Below are 22,325 nucleotides of genomic sequence, written 5' to 3'. Positions count from 1 at the left end.
GCTGATGGATATCGGGATGATTCGCGGCCTGGGCACCGTCGTGGTGATGGTGGCCTTCGTGGGCCTGGCACTGTGGGTGTTCAACCCACGGCGCAAGAAGGACTTCGACGAAGCGACCCAACTGCCCTTCGCGGATGATCCCGGGGCCAGCAAGCACGTCGAGCAAGCAAAAGCTTCTGGGAGCAAACAACAATGACAACCTTCTGGAGTCTGTACGTTACCGTCCTGACCCTGGGCACCATCTTCTCGCTGACCTGGCTGCTGCTGTCGACCCGCAAGGGTCAGCGCGAAGAGGTCACCGATGAAACCGTCGGGCATGCCTTCGATGGCATCGAGGAATACGACAACCCACTGCCAAAATGGTGGTTCTGGCTGTTCGTCGGCACCATCATCTTCGCCCTCGGCTACCTGGTGCTGTACCCAGGCCTGGGCAACTGGAAAGGCATCCTGCCGGGCTATTCGTACCTGGATACCGACAAGCAGACCGAGTTTTCCAACGGCCAGCCGGGCTGGACCGGCGTACACGAGTGGGAAAAGGAAATGGCCAAGGCCAACGCACGCTTCGGGCCGATCTTCGCCAAGTTCGCAGCGATGCCGATCGAAGAAGTCGCCAAGGACCCGCAGGCGCTGAAAATGGGCGCACGGCTGTTCGCCTCGAACTGCTCGGTGTGCCACGGTTCCGACGCCAAGGGCGCCTACGGCTTCCCCAACCTGACCGATCAGGACTGGCGTTGGGGCGGCGAGCCGGAAACCATCAAGACCACCATCATGGGCGGCCGCCACGGGGTAATGCCGGCCTGGGGTGAAGTGCTGGGCGAACAGGGCGTGGCCGATGTCGCCGCGTTCGTCACCAGCAAGCTCGATGGCCGCACGTTGCCGGAAGGCGCCAAGGCCGATGCCGAAAACGGCCAGAAGCTGTTCGCCGCCAACTGCGTGGCCTGCCACGGGCCTGAGGGCAAGGGTACCCCAGCCATGGGTGCGCCAAACCTGACCCACCCGCAGGCGTTCATCTACGGCTCGAGCTTTGCCCAGCTGCAACAAACCATTCGCTATGGTCGCCAGGGGCAGATGCCGGCGCAGGAACAGCTGCAGGGTAATGACAAGGTGCACTTGCTGGCAGCTTATGTGTACAGCCTGTCGCACCAGCCGGAGGCCGCTCAACAGGCCGAGTGAGGCAGGCCAGGCCTTTTCGCGGAACAAGCCCGCTCCTACACAGGAATTCCACACACCTGTAGTAGCGGCGGTGCGGCGATCCGACTTGCCCCGCGAAGAGGCCGGCAAAAGCAGCACTAGATGACCTGGATCAATTGACACCCGCCATAACACGATTCACACCACGAACCCAACGCGACTAAAGGTCGCAGCGCGATCCCATATCGCCACCAGCGGCGTATCATGGATCGCAGAGCGCTAGCAGAATGCGCGAGACTGCGGCCGGCACGCACTGGCCGCAGCGTTTCTCCACTGCCGTGGGACTTGATGATGAGCAAGCAAATTCCGGTACATGACGTCACCCCGCCTGCCAACAAAGGGAAGGATTACGTCGACCTCTACGCCTCTCGCGAGAAAATCTACACCCGCGCCTTTACCGGCATCTTCCGCAGGCTGCGGATGGTCGGCGGCGCCGTGTTGTTCCTGCTCTACTTCGGCACCGTTTGGCTGAACTGGGGCGGCCACCAGGCCGTGTGGTGGAACCTGCCGGAGCGCAAATTCTACATCTTTGGCGCCACCATCTGGCCCCAGGACTTCATCCTGCTCTCGGGCATCCTCATCGTCGCCGCCTTCGGCCTGTTCTTCATCACCGTGTTCGCCGGCCGCGTATGGTGCGGCTACACCTGCCCGCAAAGCGTGTGGACGTGGATCTTCATGTGGTGCGAAAAAGTCACCGAGGGTGACCGCAACCAGCGCATGAAGCTCGACCGCTCGCCCATGAGCGGCAACAAGTTTCTGCGCAAGTTCGCCAAGCACAGCCTGTGGCTGCTGATCGGCTTCGTCACCGGCATGACCTTCGTCGGCTACTTCTCGCCGATCCGCGAACTGCTTACCGAATTTTTCACTGGCCAGGCCGATGGCTGGGCCTACTTCTGGGTCGGCTTCTTCACCCTGGCTACCTACGGCAACGCTGGCTGGCTGCGCGAGCAGGTGTGCGTGTACATGTGCCCCTACGCGCGTTTCCAGAGCGTGATGTTCGACAAGGATACCCTGATCGTTTCCTACGACCCGCGCCGCGGCGAAACCCGCGGCCCGCGCAAGAAGGACATCGACTACAAGGCCAAGGGCCTGGGCGACTGCATCGACTGCACCATGTGCGTGCAGGTTTGCCCGACCGGCATCGACATCCGCGACGGCCTGCAGATCGAGTGCATCGGCTGCGCGGCGTGCATCGACGCCTGCGACAGCATCATGGACAAGATGAACTACCCCAAGGGGCTGATCAGCTACACCACCGAGCACAACCTTTCGGGGCAGAAGACCCACATGCTGCGCCCACGCCTGATCGGCTATGCGGTGGTGCTGCTGGTGATGATCATCGCTCTGGGCACCGCCTTCGCCACCCGCTCGCTGGTGGGCTTCGACGTCAGCAAGGACCGCGTGCTGTACCGCGAGAACGCCCAGGGCCGGATCGAGAACGTGTACAGCCTCAAGGTGATGAACAAGGACCAGCGCGACCACGTCTACGTGCTGGACGCCGCCGGCCTGCCCGACCTGCGCCTGGAGGGCCAGCGCGAAATCCGCGTGGCCGCCGGCGATATCGTCAGCCTGCCGGTACAGCTGTCGATCGCGCCAGAGAAGCTGCCCTCGACCACCAACGAAATCACCTTCATCCTCAAGAGCGCCGACGACAGCGCCGCCAAGGTTGAAGCCAAGAGCCGCTTCATCGGCCCACAGATCCGCTGACAAAGAGAACCCTGACAATGCCTGCCGCCACCGCCGCCAGCCCTTGGTACAAGCACCTCTGGCCCTGGATCATCATCGGCATCCTGACCACCTCGGTGTGCCTGAGCCTGACCATGGTCAGCATTGCCGTGCACAACCCGGACAACCTGGTCAACGACAACTACTACGAGGCCGGCAAAGGCATCAACCGCTCGCTGGACCGTGAGTTGCTGGCCCAGACCCTCAACCTCAAGGCCAGCGTGCACCTGGATGAGCTGACCGGCGAGGTGGACGTGCGCCTCAAAGGCAACAGCGACCCGCAGAACCTGGAGCTGAACCTGATCTCCCCAACCCAGCCGGACAAGGACCGCAAGGTGCTGCTCAGCCGGGTGGAGTCCGGGCGCTATGTCGGGCAGCTGGATGACAAGGTCGACGGGCGCCGGTTCGTGGAACTGCTGGGTAGCCAGGACGATCATGTATGGCGGTTGTTCGAGGAAGAGAAGGTCGAACATGGCGTGACCTTGCAGCTGGGCGATGAAGCGCTCCAGGGCGCCGAACACCAACAGTAGCCACATCATCATTCGCTGAGGGGGGCAGGCAAGCCCGCCCCCACAGGGATTGCCATCTGCCCCACCAGCCGTGCCTGCCTTATGACCCAACCCACCCCTTGCTACCACTGCGCCCTGCCCGTCCCCGCCGGCAGCCGCTTCACCGCCGTGGTCCTCGGCGAGCCCCGGCAGTTCTGCTGCCCCGGCTGCCAGGCGGTGGCCGAGTCCATCGTCGCCGGCGGTCTGGAGCACTACTACCAGCACCGCAGCGACAGCAGCGCCAACCCCGAGGCACTGCCGAAACAACTGCAGGACGAACTGGCCCTATACGACCGCAGCGATGTGCAGCAGCGTTTCGTCCGCCATGCCGGCGACCTTTCCGAGGCGACCTTGCTGGTCGAGGGCATCAGCTGCGCCGCCTGCGGCTGGTTGATCGAAAAGCACCTGCGCAACCTGCCCGGCGTCGCCGAAGCCCGCCTGAACCTGTCCAACCACCGCCTGCTGCTCAACTGGTACGACCAGCAGCTGCCGCTGTCCCGGCTGCTCGCCGAACTGCGCCAGATCGGCTACGCCGCTCACCCGTACCAGCCCGACCAGGCCGCCGAGCAGCTCGCCAGGGAGAACCGCAGCGCCCTGCGCCGCCTAGGCGTGGCCGGGCTGCTGTGGTTCCAGGCGATGATGGCGACCATGGCCACCTGGCCGGAATTCAACATCGACCTGTCGCCAGAGATGCATACGATCCTGCGCTGGGTCGCGCTGTTTCTGACCATCCCCATCGTGTTCTACAGCTGCGCACCGTTCTTCAAGGGCGCCGCGCGCGACCTGCGCACCCGCCATCTGACCATGGACGTGTCAGTGTCGCTGGCCATCGGCCTGGCCTTCGGCGCCGGCATCTGGACGGCCGTGACCGGTAGCGGCGAGTTGTATTTCGATACCGTCGGCATGTTCGCCCTGTTCCTGCTCACGGGCCGCTACCTCGAGCGCCGCGCCCGCGAACGCACGGCCGCTGCCACCGCGCAGCTGGTCAACCTGCTACCGGCCTCATGCCTGCGCCTGGACAGCTACGGGCGGGCCGAACGCATCCTGCTCGGTGAACTGCAGAGTGGCGACACCGTGCAGGTGCTGCCTGGCGCGGTGATCCCGGCCGACGGGCGCATCGTCGAAGGGCGCTCCAGCGTCGACGAATCGCTGCTGACCGGCGAGTACCTGCCACAACCACGGCGGGCCGGCGAGCGCGTCACCGGCGGCACGCTGAACGTCGAGAGCACACTGAGCGTGGAAGTCGAAGCCCTCGGCCATGACTCGCGCCTGTCCGCCATTGTCCGCCTGCTTGAACGCGCGCAGACAGAGAAACCCCGGTTGGCGGAAATCGCCGACCGCGCCTCGCAGTTCTTCCTGCTGTTCTCGCTGCTGGCCGCCGTGGCCATCGGCGCGTGGTGGTGGTACCTGGACCCGACACGGGCCTTCTGGATCGTTCTGGCCATGCTGGTGGCGACCTGCCCGTGCGCCCTCTCGCTGGCCACCCCGACCGCGCTCACGGCCGCCACCGGCACCCTGCACAAGCTTGGCCTGCTGGTGACCCGCGGCCATGTGCTTGAGGGCCTGAACCAGATCGACACGGTGATTTTCGACAAGACCGGCACCCTCACCGAAGGCCGCCTGACCCTGCGCAGCATCCGCCCACTGGCGGCCCTGCCGGCCGACCGCTGCCTGGCCCTCGCCGCCGCCCTCGAGAACCGCTCCGAGCACCCGATTGCACGCGCCTTTGGCCGCACCGCCGCCCCCGCCGACGACGTGCAGACCGTCCCCGGGCTCGGCCTTGAAGGCAGAGTCGACGGCCAGCCGCTACGCATCGGCCAGGCCACGTTCGTCTGCGCCTTGAGTGGCGCCGAAATCCCCACCGTGCCGGAACCTCGCGGCCAGTGGCTGCTGCTGGGCGACCGCCAGGGCCCGCTGGCCTGGTTCGGCCTCGATGATCGCCTGCGCGAAGACGCCCCGGCCCTGCTCGCGGCCTGCCAGGCACGCGGCTGGCGCACTTTGTTGCTATCTGGCGACAGTTCGCCGATGGTCGCCGAGGTGGCCGCGCAATTGGGCATCGACCAGGCCATCGGCGGCCTGCGCCCGGATGACAAGCTGGACCGCCTCAAGGCTCTGCAGGCCTCCGGGCGCAAGGTGCTGATGCTCGGCGACGGGGTCAACGATGTGCCAGTGCTGGCCGCTGCCGACATCAGCATCGCTATGGGCAGCGCCACGGACCTTGCCAAGACCAGCGCCGACGCGGTACTGCTGTCCAACCGCCTGCAGGCACTGGTACAAGCCTTCGACCTGGCCCGCCGCACCCGCCGCAACATCCTCGAGAACCTGCTCTGGGCGACCCTGTATAATGGCCTCATGTTGCCGTTTGCCGCGCTTGGCTGGATCACCCCGGTATGGGCGGCCATCGGCATGTCGGTCAGCTCGCTGATCGTGGTGCTCAATGCCCTGCGTCTAACCCGCTTGCCTGCATCTGCTGGCTTGCCCGCGAACGACACAGCCGCTTACGGAAGGAAGTCGCCATGCCCGCCCTCTATGTGATGATTCCTGCCGCCCTGCTGTTGGTTGGCGTGGCGGTATACATCTTCTTCTGGGCAGTGGACAGCGGCCAGTACGACGACCTTGAAGGCCCGGCCCACAGCATTCTCTTCGATGATCAGGACCCGCGCCACCAGGCGGCCGTCAAACCCGAAGAAAGCGCAACGCCAGACGACAAGGAAACACCACCCCGTGCCTGACCTGCTTCCCCTGCTCGGCTCGGCACTGGTGCTTGGCCTGCTCGGCGGCGGGCATTGCCTGGGCATGTGCGGCGGCCTGATGGGCGCACTGACCCTGGCCATTCCCCCCGAGCAACGCGGCAGGCGCCTGCGCCTGCTGATGGCCTACAACCTGGGGCGCATCCTCAGCTATGCCTGCGCTGGCCTGCTGCTGGGCCTGGCGGGCTGGGCCCTGGCCAGCAGCCCGGCGGCCATGGCCTTGCGCGTGGTGGCTGCGTTGCTGCTGATCGCCATGGGCTTGTACCTGGCCGGCTGGTGGAGCGGGCTGACCCGCATCGAAGCGCTGGGCCGAGGGCTGTGGCGGCATATCCAGCCGGCCGCCTCGCGCCTGATGCCAGTGTCCAGCATACCCCGCGCACTGCTGCTGGGGGCGCTGTGGGGCTGGCTGCCATGTGGCCTGGTGTACAGCACCTTGCTGTGGGCGGCCAGCCAAGGCAATGCGGGCTACAGCGCGGCGCTGATGCTGGCATTCGGGTTGGGTACCTGGCCGATCCTGCTGGCCACGGGGCTGGCGGCAGAGCGGGTAAACGCCTTGTTGAGACGGCGCAGTGTGCGCATGGCTGGCGGGGTACTGGTGATCCTGTTCGGTATCTGGACCTTGCCCGGCCCGCACCAGCATTGGCTCATGGGCCACTGACGGGGTCTGCTCTGCTGCCCCTGTATGCCTTGATACAAATCAACACAGTTTCCTACAGACGGCCATAGACTCCGGACACTGCTGCATCATCCGGGGACCGCCCACATGCTCGCCGACCTACGTTGGGATGCCGACCTGATCCGTCGCTACGATCTCGCCGGCCCACGCTACACCTCCTACCCGACCGCGGTGCAACTGCACAGCGAGGTAGGTTCGTTCGACCTGCTCCACGCCCTGCGCGAGAGCCGCCGGGCCGTGCGCCCGCTGTCGCTGTACGTGCACGTGCCGTTCTGCGCCAACATCTGCTACTACTGCGCCTGCAACAAGGTCATCACCAAGGACCGTGGCCGCGCCGCGCCCTACCTGCAGCGCCTGGAGCAGGAGATCCAGCTGATCGCCTGCCACCTGGACCCTAAACAGCGCGTTGAGCAGCTGCATTTCGGCGGCGGCACACCGACCTTCCTCAGCCATGTGGAACTGCGCCAGCTGATGGCCACCCTGCGCCAGCACTTCAACCTGCTGGATGACGATTCCGGCGACTACGGCATCGAGATCGACCCGCGCGAAGCCGACTGGTCGACCATGGGCCTGCTCCGCGAACTGGGCTTCAACCGCGTCAGCCTCGGCGTGCAGGACCTCGACCCAGCCGTGCAGCGTGCGGTCAACCGCCTGCAGAGCCTGGAGCAGACCCGCACCCTGATCGAGGCAGCCCGCACCCTGCAGTTCCGCTCGATCAACCTCGACCTGATCTACGGCTTGCCCAAACAAACCGTGGAAGGCTTCGCCCGCACCGTCGACGAAGTGATCCGCCTGCAACCCGATCGCCTCTCGGTGTTCAACTACGCCCACCTGCCCGAGCGCTTCATGCCGCAGCGGCGCATCGACAGCAACGACCTGCCGGCCCCGGCAGAGAAGCTCGAGATGCTGCACAACACCATCGAACAGCTAACCGCCGCTGGCTACCGCTACATCGGCATGGACCACTTTGCCCTGCCCGACGACGAACTGGCGATCGCCCAGGAAGAAGGTACCCTGCAGCGTAACTTCCAGGGCTATACCACCCACGGCCATTGCGACTTGATCGGCCTGGGGGTATCGGCAATCAGCCAGATAGGCGACCTGTACTGCCAGAACAGCAGCGACCTCAACACCTACCAGGACAGCCTGTCCAACGCCCAGCTGGCGACCCAGCGCGGGCTGGTCTGCAACCACGACGACCGCCTGCGGCGGGCCGTGATCCAGCAGCTGATCTGCCATTTCGAACTGGACTTCGAGCCGATCGAAGCGGCCTTCACCGTCGATTTTCGCGGCTATTTCAACGATCTTTGGCCCGAACTGCAAACCATGCAGCGCGATGGCCTGATCAGCCTGGACGTCAAGGGCATCCGCATCCTCCCTGCTGGGCGCCTGCTGGCGCGCTCGGTGTGCATGGTGTTCGATGCCTACCTGGCGATGCAAAACCGCCAGCGCTTCTCGCGGGTAATCTGATTACGGAGTCAATCGACCACATGGACATGCCCCCTGGGGCTGGCACACTATGGGCTGACAAGGACTCCCGGCATTTTCCCGCCGGGGTTTCGCCAGTTCGCTTCAAAGTAGCGCAGACTGGCCTACACCCTCGTCGTGAGTTACCCTTACGACTTATGTGTGCTTTCCCACAAGGATCGATTCAAATGTCCGAGCCAGTCAAACTGCGCGCCCACAACCAGGCCCATTGCAAGGACTGCAGCCTGGCCCCCCTGTGCCTGCCTCTTTCGCTCAACCTGGAAGACATGGATGCACTGGATGAAATCGTCAAACGCGGGCGCCCGCTGAAAAAAGGCGAGTTCCTGTTCCGCCAGGGTGACAATTTCGGCTCGGTTTATGCCGTACGTTCCGGCGCCCTCAAGACCTTCAGCCTGAGCGACAGCGGCGAAGAACAGATCACCGGCTTCCACCTGCCCAGCGAGCTGGTCGGCCTGTCCGGCATGGACACCGAGGCCTACCCGGTGTCGGCCCAGGCCCAGGAAACCACCTCGGTCTGTGAAATCCCCTTCGAGCGCCTCGATGAGCTCTCCGTTCAGCTGCCACAGCTGCGCCGCCAGCTGATGCGGGTGATGAGCCGTGAAATTCGCGACGACCAGCAGATGATGCTGCTGTTGTCGAAGAAGACCGCCGACGAGCGCATCGCCACCTTCCTGGTCAACCTGTCCGCCCGCTTCCGCGCCCGTGGTTACTCGGCCAACCAGTTCCGCCTGAGCATGTCGCGCAACGAGATCGGCAATTACCTGGGCCTGGCGGTAGAAACCGTGTCGCGGGTGTTCACCCGCTTCCAGCAGAACGGCCTGATCCGCGCCGAAGGCAAGGAAGTGCACATCCTCGACCCGATCCAGCTGTGCGCGCTGGCCGGTGGTGCAATCGAGGCCTGAGGCCGGCGTTTAGCGGGTATACTTGGGCATTCGTTTTCCCAGGATACCCGCAACAATGCACAGCGACGCCTTCGACCTCAAAGCCCTGATCCGCCCGGTAGTGGACTTCCCCAAGCCCGGCGTGATCTTCCGCGACATCACCCCGCTGTTCCAGTCGCCGCGCGGGCTGCGCTACGTGGCCGACCAGTTCATCGAGCGTTACGTCGAGGCTGAGTTCAGCCACATCGGCGCCATGGATGCGCGTGGCTTCCTGATCGGCTCGATCATCGCCCACCAGCTGAACAAGCCGCTGATCCTGTTCCGCAAGCAGGGCAAGCTGCCGGCTGACGTCTTGAGCGAGGGTTACCAGACCGAGTACGGCGAAGCGTTCCTGGAAGTGCATGCCGACAGCCTGTGCGAAGGCGACTCGGTGCTGATCTTCGATGACCTGATTGCTACCGGTGGCACCCTGCTGGCGGCCGCCAACCTGGTGCGTCGCACCGGGGCGCAGGTATTCGAGGCGGCGGCGATCATCGATCTGCCGGAGCTGGATGGCTCGCGCCGGCTGCAGGCGGCCGGGGTGCCGACCTTCTGCCTGACCGAGTTTTCCCTGAGCGAGTACTGAGTTTCTGATTGGGGCCGCTTTGCGGCCCCTGTGACTCAAAGCGAGATTGGCTTGCGCCCGGCAAAAGCGTGGGCCAGGGTGCCGCCATCCACCAGCTCCAACTCCCCGCCCAACGGCACGCCATGGGCAATACGCGACGCCACCAGCCCTTTCTCGTTCAGCAACTGGGCGATGTAATGTGCCGTCGCCTCACCCTCCACGGTCGGGTTGGTCGCCAAGATCACCTCGGTAAAGCTGCCCTGCTCTTCGATCCGCGCCATCAACTGCGGCACTCCGATCGCCTCAGGCCCCAGGCCATCGAGCGGCGACAGGTGCCCCTTGAGCACGAAGTAACGCCCGCGATAGCCAGTCTGCTCCACCGCATACACATCCATCGGCCCTTCCACCACGCACAGCTGCGTGTCGTCACGGCGCGGGTCGCTGCACTGCGGGCACAGCTCCTGCTCGGTCAGGGTCCGGCACTGGCGGCAGTGCCCTACCCCTTCCATGGCCTGGCTCAACGCCTGGGCCAGGCGCAGGCCGCCGCTGCGGTCACGCTCGAGCAGCTGCAGGGCCATGCGCTGGGCGGTTTTCTGGCCGACGCCCGGGAGGGTGCGCAGGGCGTCGATCAGTTGGCGGATCAGGGGGCTGAAGCTCATGGGAAATGCCTGATAAATCAATGAGAGGCGGTTTATACCCAGCGCAGGCATGGGCGTCAAATCAGTAGACCCTGTGAGCGAGCCATTTGCACAGGCAAAAAAAAGCCGCCGCGGTTACCCAGCGGCGGCTCTGTGCAACGCGATGCCTTAGAACGGCATCTTGAAGCCCGGCGGCAATTGCATGCCAGCGGTCATGTTGCCCATCTTGTCCTGGCTGTTCTGCTCGATCTTGCGCACAGCGTCGTTCAGCGCAGCGGCGATCAGGTCTTCCAGCACTTCCTTGTCGTCCTCGTCGGTCGACATCAGGCTCTGGTCGATGCTGACACGCTTGACGTCGTGACGACCGGTCATCACCACGCTCACCAGGCCGCCACCGGACTGGCCGGTGACTTCGGCGTTGGCCAGCTCTTCCTGCATCTTCTGCATCTTTTCTTGCATCTGCTGGGCCTGCTTCATCAGGCCGGCCATGCCACCTTTCATCATGGGGGTATACCTCGATTGGGTCATGTGATGCGGCCCGGCGAGGGGCCGGCCGCATGGTTATCGATTACTGGCCCTGGCTGACCAGGGCGTCTACAGGCTCAATAGTATCCTGTCGCACCGTGGCACCGAACTGCTTGATCATCTGCTGGATCAACGGATCCTGCTCGATCGACAGCACCGCGTCCTGCTGGCGCTCGGCACGCTTGCGTGAGGCTGCCTGGGCCGGGGTCTCCTGCTCGGGGCGAATCAGCTCGATCCGCAGGTTCAGGGTGCGCCCCAGGTGCTGGTTGAGCGCCTCGTTCAGCCGGCGTTGCTGGGTGGTATTGAACAGCGCGCCCTGGCCTGGGTCCAGGTGCAGCAGCCAGTCGTCGCCGTCGGCGGCCATCAGCGTACAGTTTGCAGCGATGTTGCCTGTCATGCCGGACACAGGCAACTGTGGGAATAATTCCAGCCATTGCAGGGCCAGGCCGGTCGCGGGCTGAGCAGCCGGCAGTGGCTCGGGGGCGGCGGCAGGTGCTTCCTCCTGAACGTGTTCGGCCAGCTCGTCGAGGTAGCTGAAGCCTACCGGGTCGCTTTCGCCACCGTAGTAGTCCTCATCCATGGGCGGCTCGTCGTCGCGGTCCATGCCAGCCGAAGCGTAGGCGGACGGGTCGAAGGGCGGCTCGTCGTAGGCCGGCTGGGCGTTCTGCGAGGCTGCAACCGGAGCGGGTGCTGGCTCGGGCGCAGGCGCAGCAGCAGGCTCCTCCCAGGGCAGGTCGATGACCTCCTCCACCACCGGCTCAGGCGCGGCAACTTCTGGCTCTGGTTCAGGCTCTGGCTCCACAACCGCTGCGGCCTCAGCCTGCGGGGCCGGCGCCACGGGCGCAGGCTGCGGCGGCTCAACGGCGGGCGCCTCGACAGCAACGGCTGGCGCTGCCACCGGGGTTGCCGGATCAGCTGTGGCCTGGCTGATCCCCACTGGCTTTAGCACCGGTTTCGGCGCATCGTCGGTATCTGCCGGGCGGAACGCCAGCATGCGCAACAGGACCATTTCGAAACCGCCCCTCGGGTCCGGCGCCAACGGCAGGTCGCGGCGCCCGATCAGGCCCATCTGGTAGTAGAACTGCACATCTTCGGCCGGTAATGCCGAGGCCAGCGCCAACACCCGGTCGCGATCGCCCTGGCCGTTGTCGACCGCCTCGGGCAGCGCCTGGGCAATGGCCACGCGGTGCAGCACATTGAGCATTTCGGCCAGCACGCCGCTCCAGTCCGGCCCCTGCTCGGCCAGGTTGCGCACGGCTTCGAGCAGCGCCCGCGCATCACCTTCGAGCAGCGCCTGCAGCACGCCATAGACCTGGCCATGATCGAGGCTGCCGAGCATGGCGCGCACATCGGCGGCCAATACCTTGCCCTCGCCGAAGGCGATGGCCTGATCGGTCAGGCTCATGGCGTCCCGCATCGAACCATCGGCCGCACGGCCGAGCAGCCACAGGGCATCCGGCTCGAACGGCACGTTCTCGGCCTGCAGCACGTGGCTCAGATGCTCGACCACCCGCTCCGGGCTCATGTTCTTCAGCGAGAACTGCAAGCAGCGCGACAGGATGGTCGCCGGCAGCTTCTGCGGGTCGGTGGTGGCAAGGATGAACTTGACGTAGGGCGGCGGCTCTTCCAGCGTCTTGAGCAAGGCGTTGAACGAGTGGGTGGAGAGCATGTGCACTTCGTCGATCAGGTAGACCTTGAAGCGCCCACGGCTTGGCGCGTACTGCACGTTATCGAGCAGTTCGCGGGTGTCCTCGACCTTGGTGCGGCTCGCGGCGTCGATCTCGATCAGGTCGACGAAGCGGCCCTCGTCGATCTCCCGGCATACCGAACAGGTGCCACAGGGCGTGGAGGTGATGCCGGTCTCGCAGTTGAGGCATTTGGCGATGATTCGCGCAATGGTGGTCTTGCCCACACCCCGCGTACCGGTGAACAGGTAGGCGTGGTGCAGGCGCTGGTTGTCCAAGGCATTGATCAAGGCCTTGAGCACATGGGTCTGGCCGACCATTTCGCGGAACGAGCGCGGACGCCATTTACGTGCAAGAACCTGATAACTCATCGAAAAACCATCGCAGCCTGATCGAGCGGAAGATCGCTAATGCTAGCGGAGCGGGGGCAAAATTGCACCCTGCACGGCTCGTCTAAGCTAAGCAACTGGCGCGCTGTTCAAGGAGGATGTGCATTGCGACGTTTGCTGGCCCTGCTATTGCTCTGGACCACCCACAGCCTGGCGGACCTCCCGGTGCTGCGCTTTTCCGTGGCCGAGAGCTGGAGCATGCCACTGGTACGGGTCGAAGGCGACCAGCCGGTGGAGGGCCTGGTATTCGACCTGATCCAGGCACTGGCCCGGGAGGCCGGCGTGCGCCCGGAGTACCACGTGATGGCCCGCCTGCGCCTGCAACAGGCAATGGATGCGGGTGACATCGATGTGCGCTGCTATGTGAGCAGCCAGTGGTTCAATGATCGGCCGGGGAATTTCGTCTGGAGCATTCCGTTGATTCTGCAGCGCGACGTGCTGGTCGGGCGGCCTGGCGACGCCACCCCTGCTCGCCCTGAACAACTGCCACCGCAGGCGATCGGCACGGTGCTGGGGTATGCCTACGGCACCTTGGAGCCGCTGTTTGCCCAGGGGCGCCTGCTGCGGGAGGACAGCCGCAGCCAGCAACTGGCGCTGCAGAAGTTGCAGGTCGGGCGGTATCAGCATGCGGTGAGCAATGAGCTGTCATTGCAGTGGTTCAACCAGGGTTTGCCGGCCGGGCAGCGGCTGCAGGTGCAGGCCGTGCTGGAGGAACAGGCGCTGGGGTGCATGGTGAGGAATGATCCGGCGATACCGACCCAGGGGGTTTTGCGCGCCCTGGTGCGGATGAAGCAGTTGGGGGAAATCGACAGGATTGTTCAGAGGTATGGGGCAGTGGGGTATTCAGAGGAGATTTCGGTGGTTCAGCCTTGAGCCGGATGGAAATCCAACCTTCAGCACATATTCCATCGGGACAATGCTCTCGCTGATGGCCTGTGACAGGACTTTGCCTGGTTTAAAGTCAAGGTTATGGGGTGGGTCTGGAACAATCTTTTCCATAACAGCTCCGTGTTGATTGTGCTGCGCTCCTTTTGCTTCCACGCAGAAGGGTGGCAGCTGTACACGGGGTGGAAGACCAGGTACACGGCAAACCCGGCAGGTACGAATACCTCCCGCGCACAGCTGCCATAACGACAACCGCCAGTGTACTTGCTGGGCTTCCACACCCGATCGCCGAACCGACAGCGACCACAAAATGCTAAAGGGCGGGCTTCCCAGGGACAATCAGACGGGTGGCGACAAGTTGCGTTGGATAATTCTTCAGGAGATGAATGCTTGTAGGAGATTTCTCTTTTTGTCCCAGGAAAACTTCCCGTGAGCACTGCAGCCCTTGAGTTACCGAGGTTTTAAGTCCACAGAAACTACAGCGACATCTGAAACGAACGATTTCCCTAGGCAAGGAAACAGAACAAAATAGCCGCACACGCTTTTCGCTATTGCAAAAGGAAGCCTCATGCGTCAGGACGACCGTGACAATCTGGAACTCGACAAATTACTGATCGAAAAACAGAGGCTCAGCGCTGAAGCCCGAAAATTTACTGCCGAAGTGAACAAGCTCAACCGTGAGACCTTCTGTTATCCCTTCATCGTCGGTTCCACCACATTGGCAGCCCTGAGCGGAATCATCAGCCTTCTGATCAAATAATCACCCAGAGGAACAACCATGCGACGCTCCATTCAGGAAATACGCGAGGAAATGTACCTTGAGATCGAGGCACTGCAAGAAGACATGCGCAAAGCCAGAAACGCCTCCCCTTGGGAAGTGCTGATACCTTTTGGCATGGGAGCAGGGTTTTCGTTGATCGTGATCGTTGTCGGCACCTGGATCATGCGACAGCTGTAAGCAGCGATCAAAAGATGGAAGAGGTGATGCGCAGGGCCGAATGATTTTTTTCAAACCCCGAAAATGGAGGCGTCCCCACCAGCCACACCCCGGCACTCGATGTTCCCGCTATGGCTGCTCCCTTCCGGGCCTGACCAGGTTAACGGGTAATCAATGCGGGGGGACCGATGGGGCCACCACTACACAGCTCGCCAAGCAGCGAGCCGCGCCATTGTACCGGTCTGGGGCGAAGATACAACCTCTAGGGTGAGAAAAAGTCATCATTTCTCAATGACTTGTCAGAGTTGCGCATGGCAGGGCCTGCCTCTTCGCGGGTAAACCCACCCCCACAGGCACCTCATATGCCTGTAGGAGCGGCCGCAAAAGGTCAGACAGTGATGCCCTGCTCCGCCAGGAAGGCTACGAAAGCCTCTTCATCCAGCACCTTCACCCCAAGCTCACTGGCCTTGGCCAGCTTGGAACCCGCACCAGGGCCAGCCACCACACAGTGGGTCTTGCCAGAGACGGAGCCGGCCACCTTGGCGCCTAGCCCCTCCAGCTTCTCCTTGGCGATGTCGCGGCTGAAGCGCTCCAGGGACCCCGTCAGTACCCACGTCTGGCCAGCAAGTGGCAGGCCTTCGGCCACCTTCTTCTCGCTGCTCCAGTGCATACCGAAGGCCAACAGCTGGGCTTCGATATCTCGGGCCAGCTTTTGGTTGGCCTCATCCTTGAAGAACTCGCGCACCGCATCGGCCTGCTTCGCCGCCAGGGCCTGGCGCAGGTCGATGCCGTCCGCAGCGATGATCTTGTCCAGGCTGTCGAGCTTGGCGACCAGCTTCTCGGCACCGGTCGGGCCGACCGAGGCGATGTCCAGCTTGGCGATCATGCCGGCAAGGGTCGTGCTGGCGGCGAACTCGGCAGCCAACTCGCCTTCATCCTGCAGCTGCATGCCACAGGCCAGCAACTGCTCGATGACCTTGCGGTTGTGCTCGTCCTCAAAGAAGTTGTGGATCTCGTAGGCAACTTCCAGGCCGATGTCCGGCAGGTAGGTCAGCACCTGCGGCAGCGCCTGCTGCACGCGGGCCAGGCTGCCCAGCGAGCGGGCCAGGACCTTGGCGGTCTCCTCGCCGACATCCGGTATGCCCAAGGCGTAGATGAAGCGCGCCAGGCTCGGGCGCTTGCTGGCTTCGATGGCGTCCAGCAGCTTCTTGCTGGAAACCTCGGCAAAGCCCTCCAGGCCGACGATCTGATCGAATTCCAGCCTGTACAGGTCGGCCGGCGAGCTGATCAGGCCTTCATCCACCAGTTGCTCGACGCTTTTCTCGCCCAGGCCATCGATGTCCATGGCGCGGCGCGAGACGTAATGAATGATCGCCTGCTTGAGCTGGGCAGCGCAGGCCAAGCGGCCGACGCAGCGGTACACGGCACCTTCACTGGTGGTTTCCTTGCCCTTGCTGCGCTTGACCAGCTGGGTTCGCTCGACCTGCGAGCCACAGACCGGGCATTCGCTCGGCACCAGTACCGGGCGCGCATCTTCGGGACGGCGCTCAAGTACCACCTGCATGACCTGCGGGATCACGTCACCGGCACGGCGGATGATCACCGTGTCACCGATGCGCAGCCCCAGCCGGGCGATTTCGTCCATGTTGTGCAGGGTGGCATTGGACACCGTCACACCTGCCACTTTGACCGGCTTCAGGCGCGCCACGGGCGTGACCGCGCCGGTACGGCCGACCTGGAATTCCACGTCCAGCACTTCGGTGAGCTCTTCCATGGCCGGGAACTTGTGGGCAATGGCCCAACGCGGCTCACGCGCGCGGAAACCCAGCTCGCGCTGGGCAGCCAGGCTGTTGACCTTGAACACCACGCCGTCGATTTCATACGGCAGGCTGTTGCGCCGCTCGGCAATGTCTCGGTAGTAGGCCAGGCACTCTTCAATACCGGCCGCATGCCTGAGCTCGCGACTGATCGGCAGCCCCCACTGCTTGAGTTGCTCAAGGATGCCGATGTGGCTTTCGCCGATGCTCTCGGAAACCTGCCCGACGCCGTAGCAGCAGAATTCCAGCGGGCGGCTGGCGGTGATCTTCGAATCCAGCTGGCGCAGGCTGCCGGCAGCGGCGTTGCGCGGGTTGGCGAAGGTCTTGCCGCCCGCTTCAGCCTGGGCAGCATTGAGGCGGTCGAAACCGGCCTTGCTCATGTACACCTCACCGCGCACTTCAAGCACGGCGGGCCAGCCTTCGCCCTGCAGCTTCAGCGGGATGTTGCGCACGGTGCGCACGTTGGCGCTGATGTCCTCGCCGGTGGTGCCGTCGCCACGGGTGGCACCCTGCACCAACTGGCCGTCACGGTACAGCAGGCTCACCGCCAGGCCATCGAGTTTCGGCTCGCAGCTGAAGTCCACCGCGCCAGGCTGGTCAAGCCCCTCGACCACCCGGCGGCCGAACTCGCGCAGGTCGCCTTCCTCGAAGGCATTACCCAGGCTGAGCATCGGCACTTCATGACGTACCTGACTGAAGGCTGCCAAGGCAGTGCCGCCGACACGCTGGGTGGGCGAGTCGGGGGTCACCAGGTGCGGGTGCTCGGCTTCGAGCGCCTTGAGTTCGTTGAACAGGCGGTCGTATTCGGCATCGGGCACGCTCGGCTCGTCGAGCACGTAGTAGCGGTAGTTGTGCTGGTCGAGTTCGGCGCGCAGTGCGTGGATTCGGGTTTCGGCGGTCATTTTTCAGGTTCTCTTGCAAAGCAAAAGAGCAGCCCAGGGCTGCTCTTGCGCTTGAAACAGGGTGGGCGAGACCGAGGCCAGGTCCGCCCACTTGGGCACATCAGCGTTTCTGGGTCAGCGCACGGCGCTCGAACTCGACGATGCGCTGGCGGTAGTGCTCGATGGTCTGGGCGGTCAGCACGCTGCGCTGGTCGTCCTTCAGTTCGCCATTCAGCTCGTGGGCCAGCTTGCGCGCAGCCGCCACCATCACATCGAAGGCCTGTTTCGGATGACGTGGGCCTGGCAGGCCGAGGAAGAAGCTCACGGCACGGGTGCTGAAGTGGTCGATGTCGTCCAGGTCGAAGATGCCCGGCTTGACCGCGTTGGCCATGGAGAACAGCACTTCACCGTGACCGGCCATGCTTTCGTGGCGGTGGAAGATGTCCATCTCGCCGAAACGCAGGCCGCTTTCAAGGATGTTCTGCAGCAGGGCCGGTCCCTTGAAGCCGCCTTCGTCGCGGGAAATCACGCTGATCACCAGCACTTCCTCGACCGGTGGCAACTCCTTGGTTGCATTGCCGGTGGCAGCAAAGCCGCTGCTGCGGGTATTGTCGGCGGCGAAATCTTCGTCGGCATCGGCGAACAGGTCGGGTTCACGCGGCTCGGCAGCCAGGTTCAGGTCGCCCTGCTGCTGCGCTTCTGCCGGGCGCTTACCGCGCTTGCTGGCCTTGGCCGGCTTCGGCTCGCGCTCACGTTCGCGCTCACGCGCCGGTGCACTGAGCGACGGCAGGTCGGCCTCGTCCAGTTCAGGCTCCTTCTGGGCATCCAGCACCCGCGACGGGCCGAGCACTTCAGCGTTGCCCTCCTCGTCCGGCAGGTTGGAATAACTGCGATCCAGACGGAATTTCAGCTTGCCTTTTCCGCCGCGCATGCGGCGCCAGCCGTCGAAAAGAATACCGGCGATGACAATGACGCCGATGACGATCAGCCACTCGCGCAGACCGATTTCCATGTAATCCCGTGCCTCTATAAAAATATGCTTGAAAACAAAGGGTTCAAAGCCCTTTAACACGTGGCGCCAACTCTATGTTCTGACAGGCGTTTTACCCACGCAAAAAACGAGTGACATTAAGCTAGCACGACCAAAGACAACTTTACACCGTCTGTCGCACATGACAGGGGCATTTGCCTACAGTTTTCGCCCTATCTTCGCTCATCAGGCGTCTACCATGGCCAGGGCCTCCTCCACATCAACTGCAACAAGACGTGAGCAACCGGGCTCGTGCATGGTCACCCCCATCAATTGATCCGCCATCTCCATGGCAATCTTGTTATGGGTGATGTAGATGAACTGCACGCTCTCACTCATTTCCTTGACCAGCCGGGCGTACCGCCCGACGTTGGCATCGTCCAGCGGCGCATCGACCTCGTCGAGCATGCAGAACGGTGCGGGGTTCAACTTGAAGATGGCAAACACCAGCGCCAATGCGGTCAGTGCCTTCTCGCCGCCGGACAGCAGATGGATGGTGCTGTTCTTCTTGCCCGGCGGACGCGCCATGATCGTCACCCCTGTATCGAGTAGATCTTCGCCCGTCAGTTCCAGATAAGCGCTGCCACCACCGAAAACTTTTGGAAAAAGTGCCTGTAATCCGGCATTTATCTGATCAAAGGTATCCTTGAAGCGGTTGCGGGTCTCCTTGTCGATCTTGCGGATTACGTTTTCCAGGGTCTCCAGAGCCTCGACCAGGTCGGCATCCTGGGCGTCCAGGTAACGCTTGCGCTCGGACTGTTGTTCGTACTCCTCGATGGCGGCCAGGTTGATCGCACCCAGGCGCTGGATGCGGCCTTCGACCTGCTCCAGTTCCTGCTCGGTGCCCTGCTCGCTGGCATCGGCCTCGACGGTGGCGAGCACGCCCTGCAAATCGTAGCCGTCGGCCAGCAATTGTTCCTGCAGCGTTTTGCGGCGGATATCCAATCCCTGGCTCTCCAAGCGCATCTGTTCCAGTTGACCGCGCAACAACTGGGCTTGCTGTTCGGCTTGGGTGCGGCGCTTTTCGGCATCGCGCAGTGCGCGATCGGCCTCATCCATGTGCAGGCGTGCCAGGCGCATTTCTTCGTCGACGCTCATGCGCCGCTCCAGCAACTCTTCGAGCTTCAGGCGCAGCTCTTCGAGCGGCGCCTCACCTTCTTCGAGGTTCAGGCTCAGCTGCTCCTGGCGCTCGCTCAGGCGTGCCGCCTGCTGCTCCAGGCGCTCCAGGGCCTGACGGGTGGAGTCGTGCTGCGCACGCAGCGAACCCAGGCGTACGGCCAGCTGGTGGGCGTGGCCCTTGTGCTGACGGGCCTCCTGGCGGATACGATCGAGGCCTTCGCGCAGGGTGTCGCGGCGCGCCATCAGCTTTTCGCGCTGCTCGGTGTCCTGGGCCATCAGGTCCAGAGCCTCCTGCAGCACCAAGCGCGCCTCGCCCAGCTGCTCCTGCTCCAGGGCTCGCTGCTCCTGAAGCTCGATCAGTTCTTCCTGCAAGCGACGGCGACGTAGCTCCACCTGCTCGGCGCGGGCGCGGCCAGCGGAGAGGCTGGCCTTGAGCTCGCCATGCTGGCGGCTTTCATCCTGAGTGCGGCGGCGCAGCTGTTCACGCTGCTCCTCCAGCTCGAGCTGCTGCTCGCGGGTTGCCTGAAGCTGCTGGTCCAGCTGCTCCAGCGCTGCTTCAAGCTCAAGCTGTTCCTGACCCAGGCGCTCGATTTCCTGGCCACGGGCAAGCACGCCACCTTGGGCCTCGCCACCCCGGCTGACGCGCAGGAAATGGCGGCCAACCCAGTAGCCATCCCGGCTGACCAGGCTCTGCCCTTCAGCCAATGCGGCGCGCCGTGCCAGGGCCTCGGCAAGGTCTTCGACCGGCTGTACCCGGCCCAGCCACGGAGCCAGGTCGATGTGCCCTTCGACCTTGTCGAGCAGGCTGCCGGGCAGACGCTCACTGTCACCAGCTGCCAGCAACAGGCGTAGCTCGCCCTGCTCCAGGCCGCTGAAGTCCAGCCCGGCAAAATCATCCAGCAGCACGGCCTGCAGATCGGCACCGAGCACGGTTTCCACCGCCAGCTCCCAACCCGGCTCCACGCGCAGGCCCTCCGCCAGGCGCGGGCGCTGCTCCAGGCCTTGCTCGCGCAGCCAGTCGGCGGCGCCGACGCCCGGCTCTAGCGCAGCCTGCTGCAGCGCCTCCAGCGAAGCCAGGCGGCCGCCGAGGCGTTGCAGGTCACCCTGTTGCTGTTGTTGGGCATGGGTGGCTTGCTGCAGTTGCTCGCGCACGCTTTCCAGGCGCTCGACTACCTGTTCCTCCGACAACTGCAACTCTTCGAGCAGCATCTCGCTGCTGGCCAGTTGCTCGGAGAGATCGATCAGAGTGGCATCCTGTGGCTCCACACCCAGTTGCTCGCCTTCCTCGACCAGCTTGCGCTGTCGATCGGCCAGGCGCTCCAGGCTGGTTTCCAGCTGCTGCAGGCGCGCCTGCTGTACTTCGGCCTGACGCCGTGGCTCGGCAGAGCGGGTATTGAAGCCGTCCCACTGCTCCTGCCAGCCGTGCATGCCCAGTTCGGCCTCTTCGAGGGTAGCGGCGGACTCTTCGGCGGCGGCCAGGGTCAGTTCCTGCTCCGGCTCGAGCACGGCCAGCTCTTCACCCAGGGTGGCCAGCAGGGTGCGGTCATGGCCCAGGTGGGATTCGGTTTCCTGACGGGTGCGCTCGGCTTCCTTGAAGTCGTCCTGCAACTGGCGCAGGCGCTGCTGGCCGTGCTGGATGCTCTGCTCTACCCGGGCGATATCACCGGCCACCGAATAGAAGCGGCCCTGTACCTGGTTGAAACGTTCAGATAACTCATGGTGGCCGTCACGCAGGCGCTCGATGCTGGCATCGGCATTGCGCTGCTCGGCAACCAGCGCCTCATGGGCAATGTCCTGATCGCCGATGGCCGTCTCGCGCTGGCGCACACGCTCGTCCAGGTCGCGCCAGCGCAATGCCGACAGGCGCGCCTTGAGCTGGCGTTCCTGGGCCTTGTATTCGCGATACTTCTCGGCGGCCTGGGCCTGACGGTGCAGGCGTTCGAGCTGGCGTTCCAGCTCTTCGCGCAGGTCGGTCAGCCGCGCCAGGTTCTCCTGGGTGCGACGGATGCGACTCTCGGTCTCGCGGCGGCGCTCCTTGTACTTGGAGATGCCGGCCGCCTCTTCGATGAAGTTGCGCAACTCTTCGGGCTTGGCTTCGATCAGCTTGGAGATCATGCCCTGCTCGATGATCGAGTAGCTGCGCGGGCCCAGGCCGGTGCCGAGGAAGATGTCGGTGATGTCCCGACGGCGGCATTTGGTGCCGTTCAGGTAATAGCTGTTCTGCCCGTCGCGGGTGACCTTGCGGCGAATGGAAATCTCCGCATACGCGGCATATTCACCCAGCAAGGTGGTTTCGCTGTTGTCGAACACCAGTTCGATACTGGCCTGGCTCACCGGCTTACGGCTGGTGGAGCCATTGAAGATGACGTCGGTCATCGACTCGCCGCGCAGGTTCTTCGCCGAACTCTCGCCCATCACCCAGCGCACCGCGTCGATGATGTTGGACTTGCCGCAGCCGTTGGGCCCGACCACGGCCGCCATGTTGCTGGGGAAGTTGACCGTGGTCGGGTCGACAAACGACTTGAACCCGGCCAGGCGAATGCACTTCAGGCGCAT

At 63.9% G+C, this 22,325-nt stretch carries 19 protein-coding genes and 1 other RNA gene; 13 read left to right on the top strand and 7 right to left on the bottom strand.

Annotation, left to right across the window (positions count from 1 at the left end):
* The first annotated feature begins 4 nt into the window (after nt 1–4).
* The 10 genes from ACOKS3_RS08795 to ACOKS3_RS08750 all read left to right on the top strand — a co-directional run bounded on the left by ACOKS3_RS08795 (nt 5) and on the right by ACOKS3_RS08750 (nt 9,884).
* Nucleotides 5–196, top strand: a complete 192-nt coding sequence (locus ACOKS3_RS08795) for a CcoQ/FixQ family Cbb3-type cytochrome c oxidase assembly chaperone (protein WP_027921276.1) — start codon at nt 5–7, stop codon at nt 194–196.
* Nucleotides 193–1,173, top strand: coding sequence for a cytochrome-c oxidase, cbb3-type subunit III (gene ccoP, locus ACOKS3_RS08790; RefSeq protein ID WP_422763259.1), 981 nt, complete (start codon nt 193–195; stop codon nt 1,171–1,173). Before ACOKS3_RS08795 ends, ccoP begins: the two co-directional genes overlap by 4 nt.
* A gap of 309 nt (nt 1,174–1,482) precedes the next feature.
* Nucleotides 1,483–2,898 (top strand): cytochrome c oxidase accessory protein CcoG, encoded by a 1,416-nt coding sequence (gene ccoG, locus ACOKS3_RS08785; protein WP_422763258.1) that lies wholly within the window; start codon nt 1,483–1,485, stop codon nt 2,896–2,898.
* A gap of 17 nt (nt 2,899–2,915) precedes the next feature.
* A complete protein-coding gene (locus ACOKS3_RS08780; RefSeq protein ID WP_103446572.1) occupies nt 2,916–3,446 on the top strand; it encodes a FixH family protein in 531 nt (176 codons plus the stop codon).
* Nucleotides 3,447–3,527: 81 nt separating this feature from the next.
* A complete protein-coding gene (locus ACOKS3_RS08775; RefSeq protein WP_422763257.1) occupies nt 3,528–5,999 on the top strand; it encodes a heavy metal translocating P-type ATPase in 2,472 nt (823 codons plus the stop codon).
* Nucleotides 5,981–6,196: a cbb3-type cytochrome oxidase assembly protein CcoS gene (gene ccoS / locus ACOKS3_RS08770; RefSeq protein ID WP_103446570.1), complete on the top strand. Its 216-nt coding sequence runs from the start codon at nt 5,981–5,983 to the stop codon at nt 6,194–6,196. The genes ACOKS3_RS08775 and ccoS overlap by 19 nt, the downstream gene beginning before the upstream one ends.
* Entirely contained in the window at nt 6,189–6,872 is a 684-nt protein-coding gene (locus tag ACOKS3_RS08765) for a sulfite exporter TauE/SafE family protein (protein ID WP_422763256.1), read from the top strand. The genes ccoS and ACOKS3_RS08765 overlap by 8 nt, the downstream gene beginning before the upstream one ends.
* A 105-nt stretch (nt 6,873–6,977) precedes the next feature.
* Nucleotides 6,978–8,360, top strand: coding sequence for an oxygen-independent coproporphyrinogen III oxidase (gene hemN, locus ACOKS3_RS08760; protein ID WP_422763255.1), 1,383 nt, complete (start codon nt 6,978–6,980; stop codon nt 8,358–8,360).
* 185 nt (nt 8,361–8,545) lie between these two features.
* Nucleotides 8,546–9,280, top strand: a complete 735-nt coding sequence (gene fnrA / locus ACOKS3_RS08755) for a Crp/Fnr family transcriptional regulator FnrA (RefSeq protein WP_060508220.1) — start codon at nt 8,546–8,548, stop codon at nt 9,278–9,280.
* 55 nt (nt 9,281–9,335) lie between these two features.
* Complete coding sequence (locus ACOKS3_RS08750; RefSeq protein ID WP_009683910.1) at nt 9,336–9,884, top strand: adenine phosphoribosyltransferase; 549 nt, start codon at nt 9,336–9,338, stop codon at nt 9,882–9,884.
* 35 nt (nt 9,885–9,919) lie between these two features.
* Here ACOKS3_RS08750 and recR read toward each other — a convergent pair whose 3' ends face one another.
* The 3 genes from recR to dnaX all read right to left on the bottom strand — a co-directional run bounded on the left by recR (nt 9,920) and on the right by dnaX (nt 13,082).
* Nucleotides 9,920–10,522 carry a recombination mediator RecR gene (gene recR / locus ACOKS3_RS08745; RefSeq protein ID WP_054884114.1) on the bottom strand — a complete coding sequence of 201 codons (603 nt, stop codon included), beginning with the start codon at nt 10,520–10,522 and terminating at the stop codon, nt 9,920–9,922.
* A gap of 147 nt (nt 10,523–10,669) precedes the next feature.
* Complete coding sequence (locus ACOKS3_RS08740; RefSeq protein ID WP_027921266.1) at nt 10,670–11,005, bottom strand: YbaB/EbfC family nucleoid-associated protein; 336 nt, start codon at nt 11,003–11,005, stop codon at nt 10,670–10,672.
* Nucleotides 11,006–11,069: 64 nt separating this feature from the next.
* Nucleotides 11,070–13,082 (bottom strand): DNA polymerase III subunit gamma/tau, encoded by a 2,013-nt coding sequence (dnaX, locus tag ACOKS3_RS08735; protein WP_422763254.1) that lies wholly within the window; start codon nt 13,080–13,082, stop codon nt 11,070–11,072.
* Between the two features lie 123 nt (nt 13,083–13,205).
* On the opposite strand from dnaX, the gene ACOKS3_RS08730 reads away from it, so the two are divergent.
* The 3 genes from ACOKS3_RS08730 to ACOKS3_RS08720 all read left to right on the top strand — a co-directional run bounded on the left by ACOKS3_RS08730 (nt 13,206) and on the right by ACOKS3_RS08720 (nt 14,943).
* On the top strand, nt 13,206–13,973 hold the full coding sequence (locus ACOKS3_RS08730) for a substrate-binding periplasmic protein (protein WP_103446566.1): 768 nt from the start codon (nt 13,206–13,208) through the stop codon (nt 13,971–13,973).
* Nucleotides 13,974–14,553: 580 nt separating this feature from the next.
* Nucleotides 14,554–14,745 carry a hypothetical protein gene (locus ACOKS3_RS08725; RefSeq protein WP_103446565.1) on the top strand — a complete coding sequence of 64 codons (192 nt, stop codon included), beginning with the start codon at nt 14,554–14,556 and terminating at the stop codon, nt 14,743–14,745.
* A gap of 18 nt (nt 14,746–14,763) precedes the next feature.
* Entirely contained in the window at nt 14,764–14,943 is a 180-nt protein-coding gene (locus tag ACOKS3_RS08720; RefSeq protein ID WP_103446564.1) for a hypothetical protein, read from the top strand.
* Between the two features lie 73 nt (nt 14,944–15,016).
* Here ACOKS3_RS08720 and ffs read toward each other — a convergent pair.
* The 4 genes from ffs to smc form a co-directional block, all read right to left on the bottom strand.
* Nucleotides 15,017–15,113, bottom strand: an RNA gene (ffs, locus tag ACOKS3_RS08715) — signal recognition particle sRNA small type.
* 197 nt (nt 15,114–15,310) lie between these two features.
* Entirely contained in the window at nt 15,311–17,641 is a 2,331-nt protein-coding gene (gene ligA, locus ACOKS3_RS08710; RefSeq protein ID WP_422763253.1) for an NAD-dependent DNA ligase LigA, read from the bottom strand.
* 100 nt (nt 17,642–17,741) lie between these two features.
* On the bottom strand, nt 17,742–18,632 hold the full coding sequence (gene zipA / locus ACOKS3_RS08705) for a cell division protein ZipA (RefSeq protein ID WP_103446562.1): 891 nt from the start codon (nt 18,630–18,632) through the stop codon (nt 17,742–17,744).
* Between the two features lie 204 nt (nt 18,633–18,836).
* Entirely contained in the window at nt 18,837–22,325 is a 3,489-nt protein-coding gene (gene smc, locus ACOKS3_RS08700; RefSeq protein WP_422763252.1) for a chromosome segregation protein SMC, read from the bottom strand.

This window comes from Pseudomonas sp. HS6-2 (assembly GCF_049325675.2).
Taxonomy (GTDB): domain Bacteria; phylum Pseudomonadota; class Gammaproteobacteria; order Pseudomonadales; family Pseudomonadaceae; genus Aquipseudomonas; species Aquipseudomonas putida_N.
The sequence above is the reverse complement of the archived record's forward strand: the minus strand, read 5'-3'. Positions and strand labels throughout refer to the sequence as shown.

Bases quoted from the DNA above. Each gene is read 5' to 3' on its own strand.
- recR (WP_054884114.1), bottom strand. From the start codon at position 10,522: ATGAGCTTCAGCCCCCTGATCCGCCAACTGATCGACGCCCTGCGCACC.
- hemN (WP_422763255.1), top strand. From the start codon at position 6,978: ATGCTCGCCGACCTACGTTGGGATGCCGACCTGATCCGTCGCTACGAT.
- fnrA (WP_060508220.1), top strand. From the start codon at position 8,546: ATGTCCGAGCCAGTCAAACTGCGCGCCCACAACCAGGCCCATTGCAAG.
- ACOKS3_RS08750 (WP_009683910.1), top strand. From the start codon at position 9,336: ATGCACAGCGACGCCTTCGACCTCAAAGCCCTGATCCGCCCGGTAGTG.
- dnaX (WP_422763254.1), bottom strand. From the start codon at position 13,082: ATGAGTTATCAGGTTCTTGCACGTAAATGGCGTCCGCGCTCGTTCCGC.
- smc (WP_422763252.1), bottom strand. From the start codon at position 22,325: ATGCGCCTGAAGTGCATTCGCCTGGCCGGGTTCAAGTCGTTTGTCGAC.
- ccoP (WP_422763259.1), top strand. From the start codon at position 193: ATGACAACCTTCTGGAGTCTGTACGTTACCGTCCTGACCCTGGGCACC.
- ACOKS3_RS08720 (WP_103446564.1), top strand. From the start codon at position 14,764: ATGCGACGCTCCATTCAGGAAATACGCGAGGAAATGTACCTTGAGATC.
- zipA (WP_103446562.1), bottom strand. From the start codon at position 18,632: ATGGAAATCGGTCTGCGCGAGTGGCTGATCGTCATCGGCGTCATTGTC.
- ccoG (WP_422763258.1), top strand. From the start codon at position 1,483: ATGAGCAAGCAAATTCCGGTACATGACGTCACCCCGCCTGCCAACAAA.
- ACOKS3_RS08775 (WP_422763257.1), top strand. From the start codon at position 3,528: ATGACCCAACCCACCCCTTGCTACCACTGCGCCCTGCCCGTCCCCGCC.
- ACOKS3_RS08795 (WP_027921276.1), top strand. From the start codon at position 5: ATGGATATCGGGATGATTCGCGGCCTGGGCACCGTCGTGGTGATGGTG.
- ACOKS3_RS08780 (WP_103446572.1), top strand. From the start codon at position 2,916: ATGCCTGCCGCCACCGCCGCCAGCCCTTGGTACAAGCACCTCTGGCCC.
- ccoS (WP_103446570.1), top strand. From the start codon at position 5,981: ATGCCCGCCCTCTATGTGATGATTCCTGCCGCCCTGCTGTTGGTTGGC.
- ACOKS3_RS08725 (WP_103446565.1), top strand. From the start codon at position 14,554: ATGCGTCAGGACGACCGTGACAATCTGGAACTCGACAAATTACTGATC.
- ligA (WP_422763253.1), bottom strand. From the start codon at position 17,641: ATGACCGCCGAAACCCGAATCCACGCACTGCGCGCCGAACTCGACCAG.
- ACOKS3_RS08740 (WP_027921266.1), bottom strand. From the start codon at position 11,005: ATGATGAAAGGTGGCATGGCCGGCCTGATGAAGCAGGCCCAGCAGATG.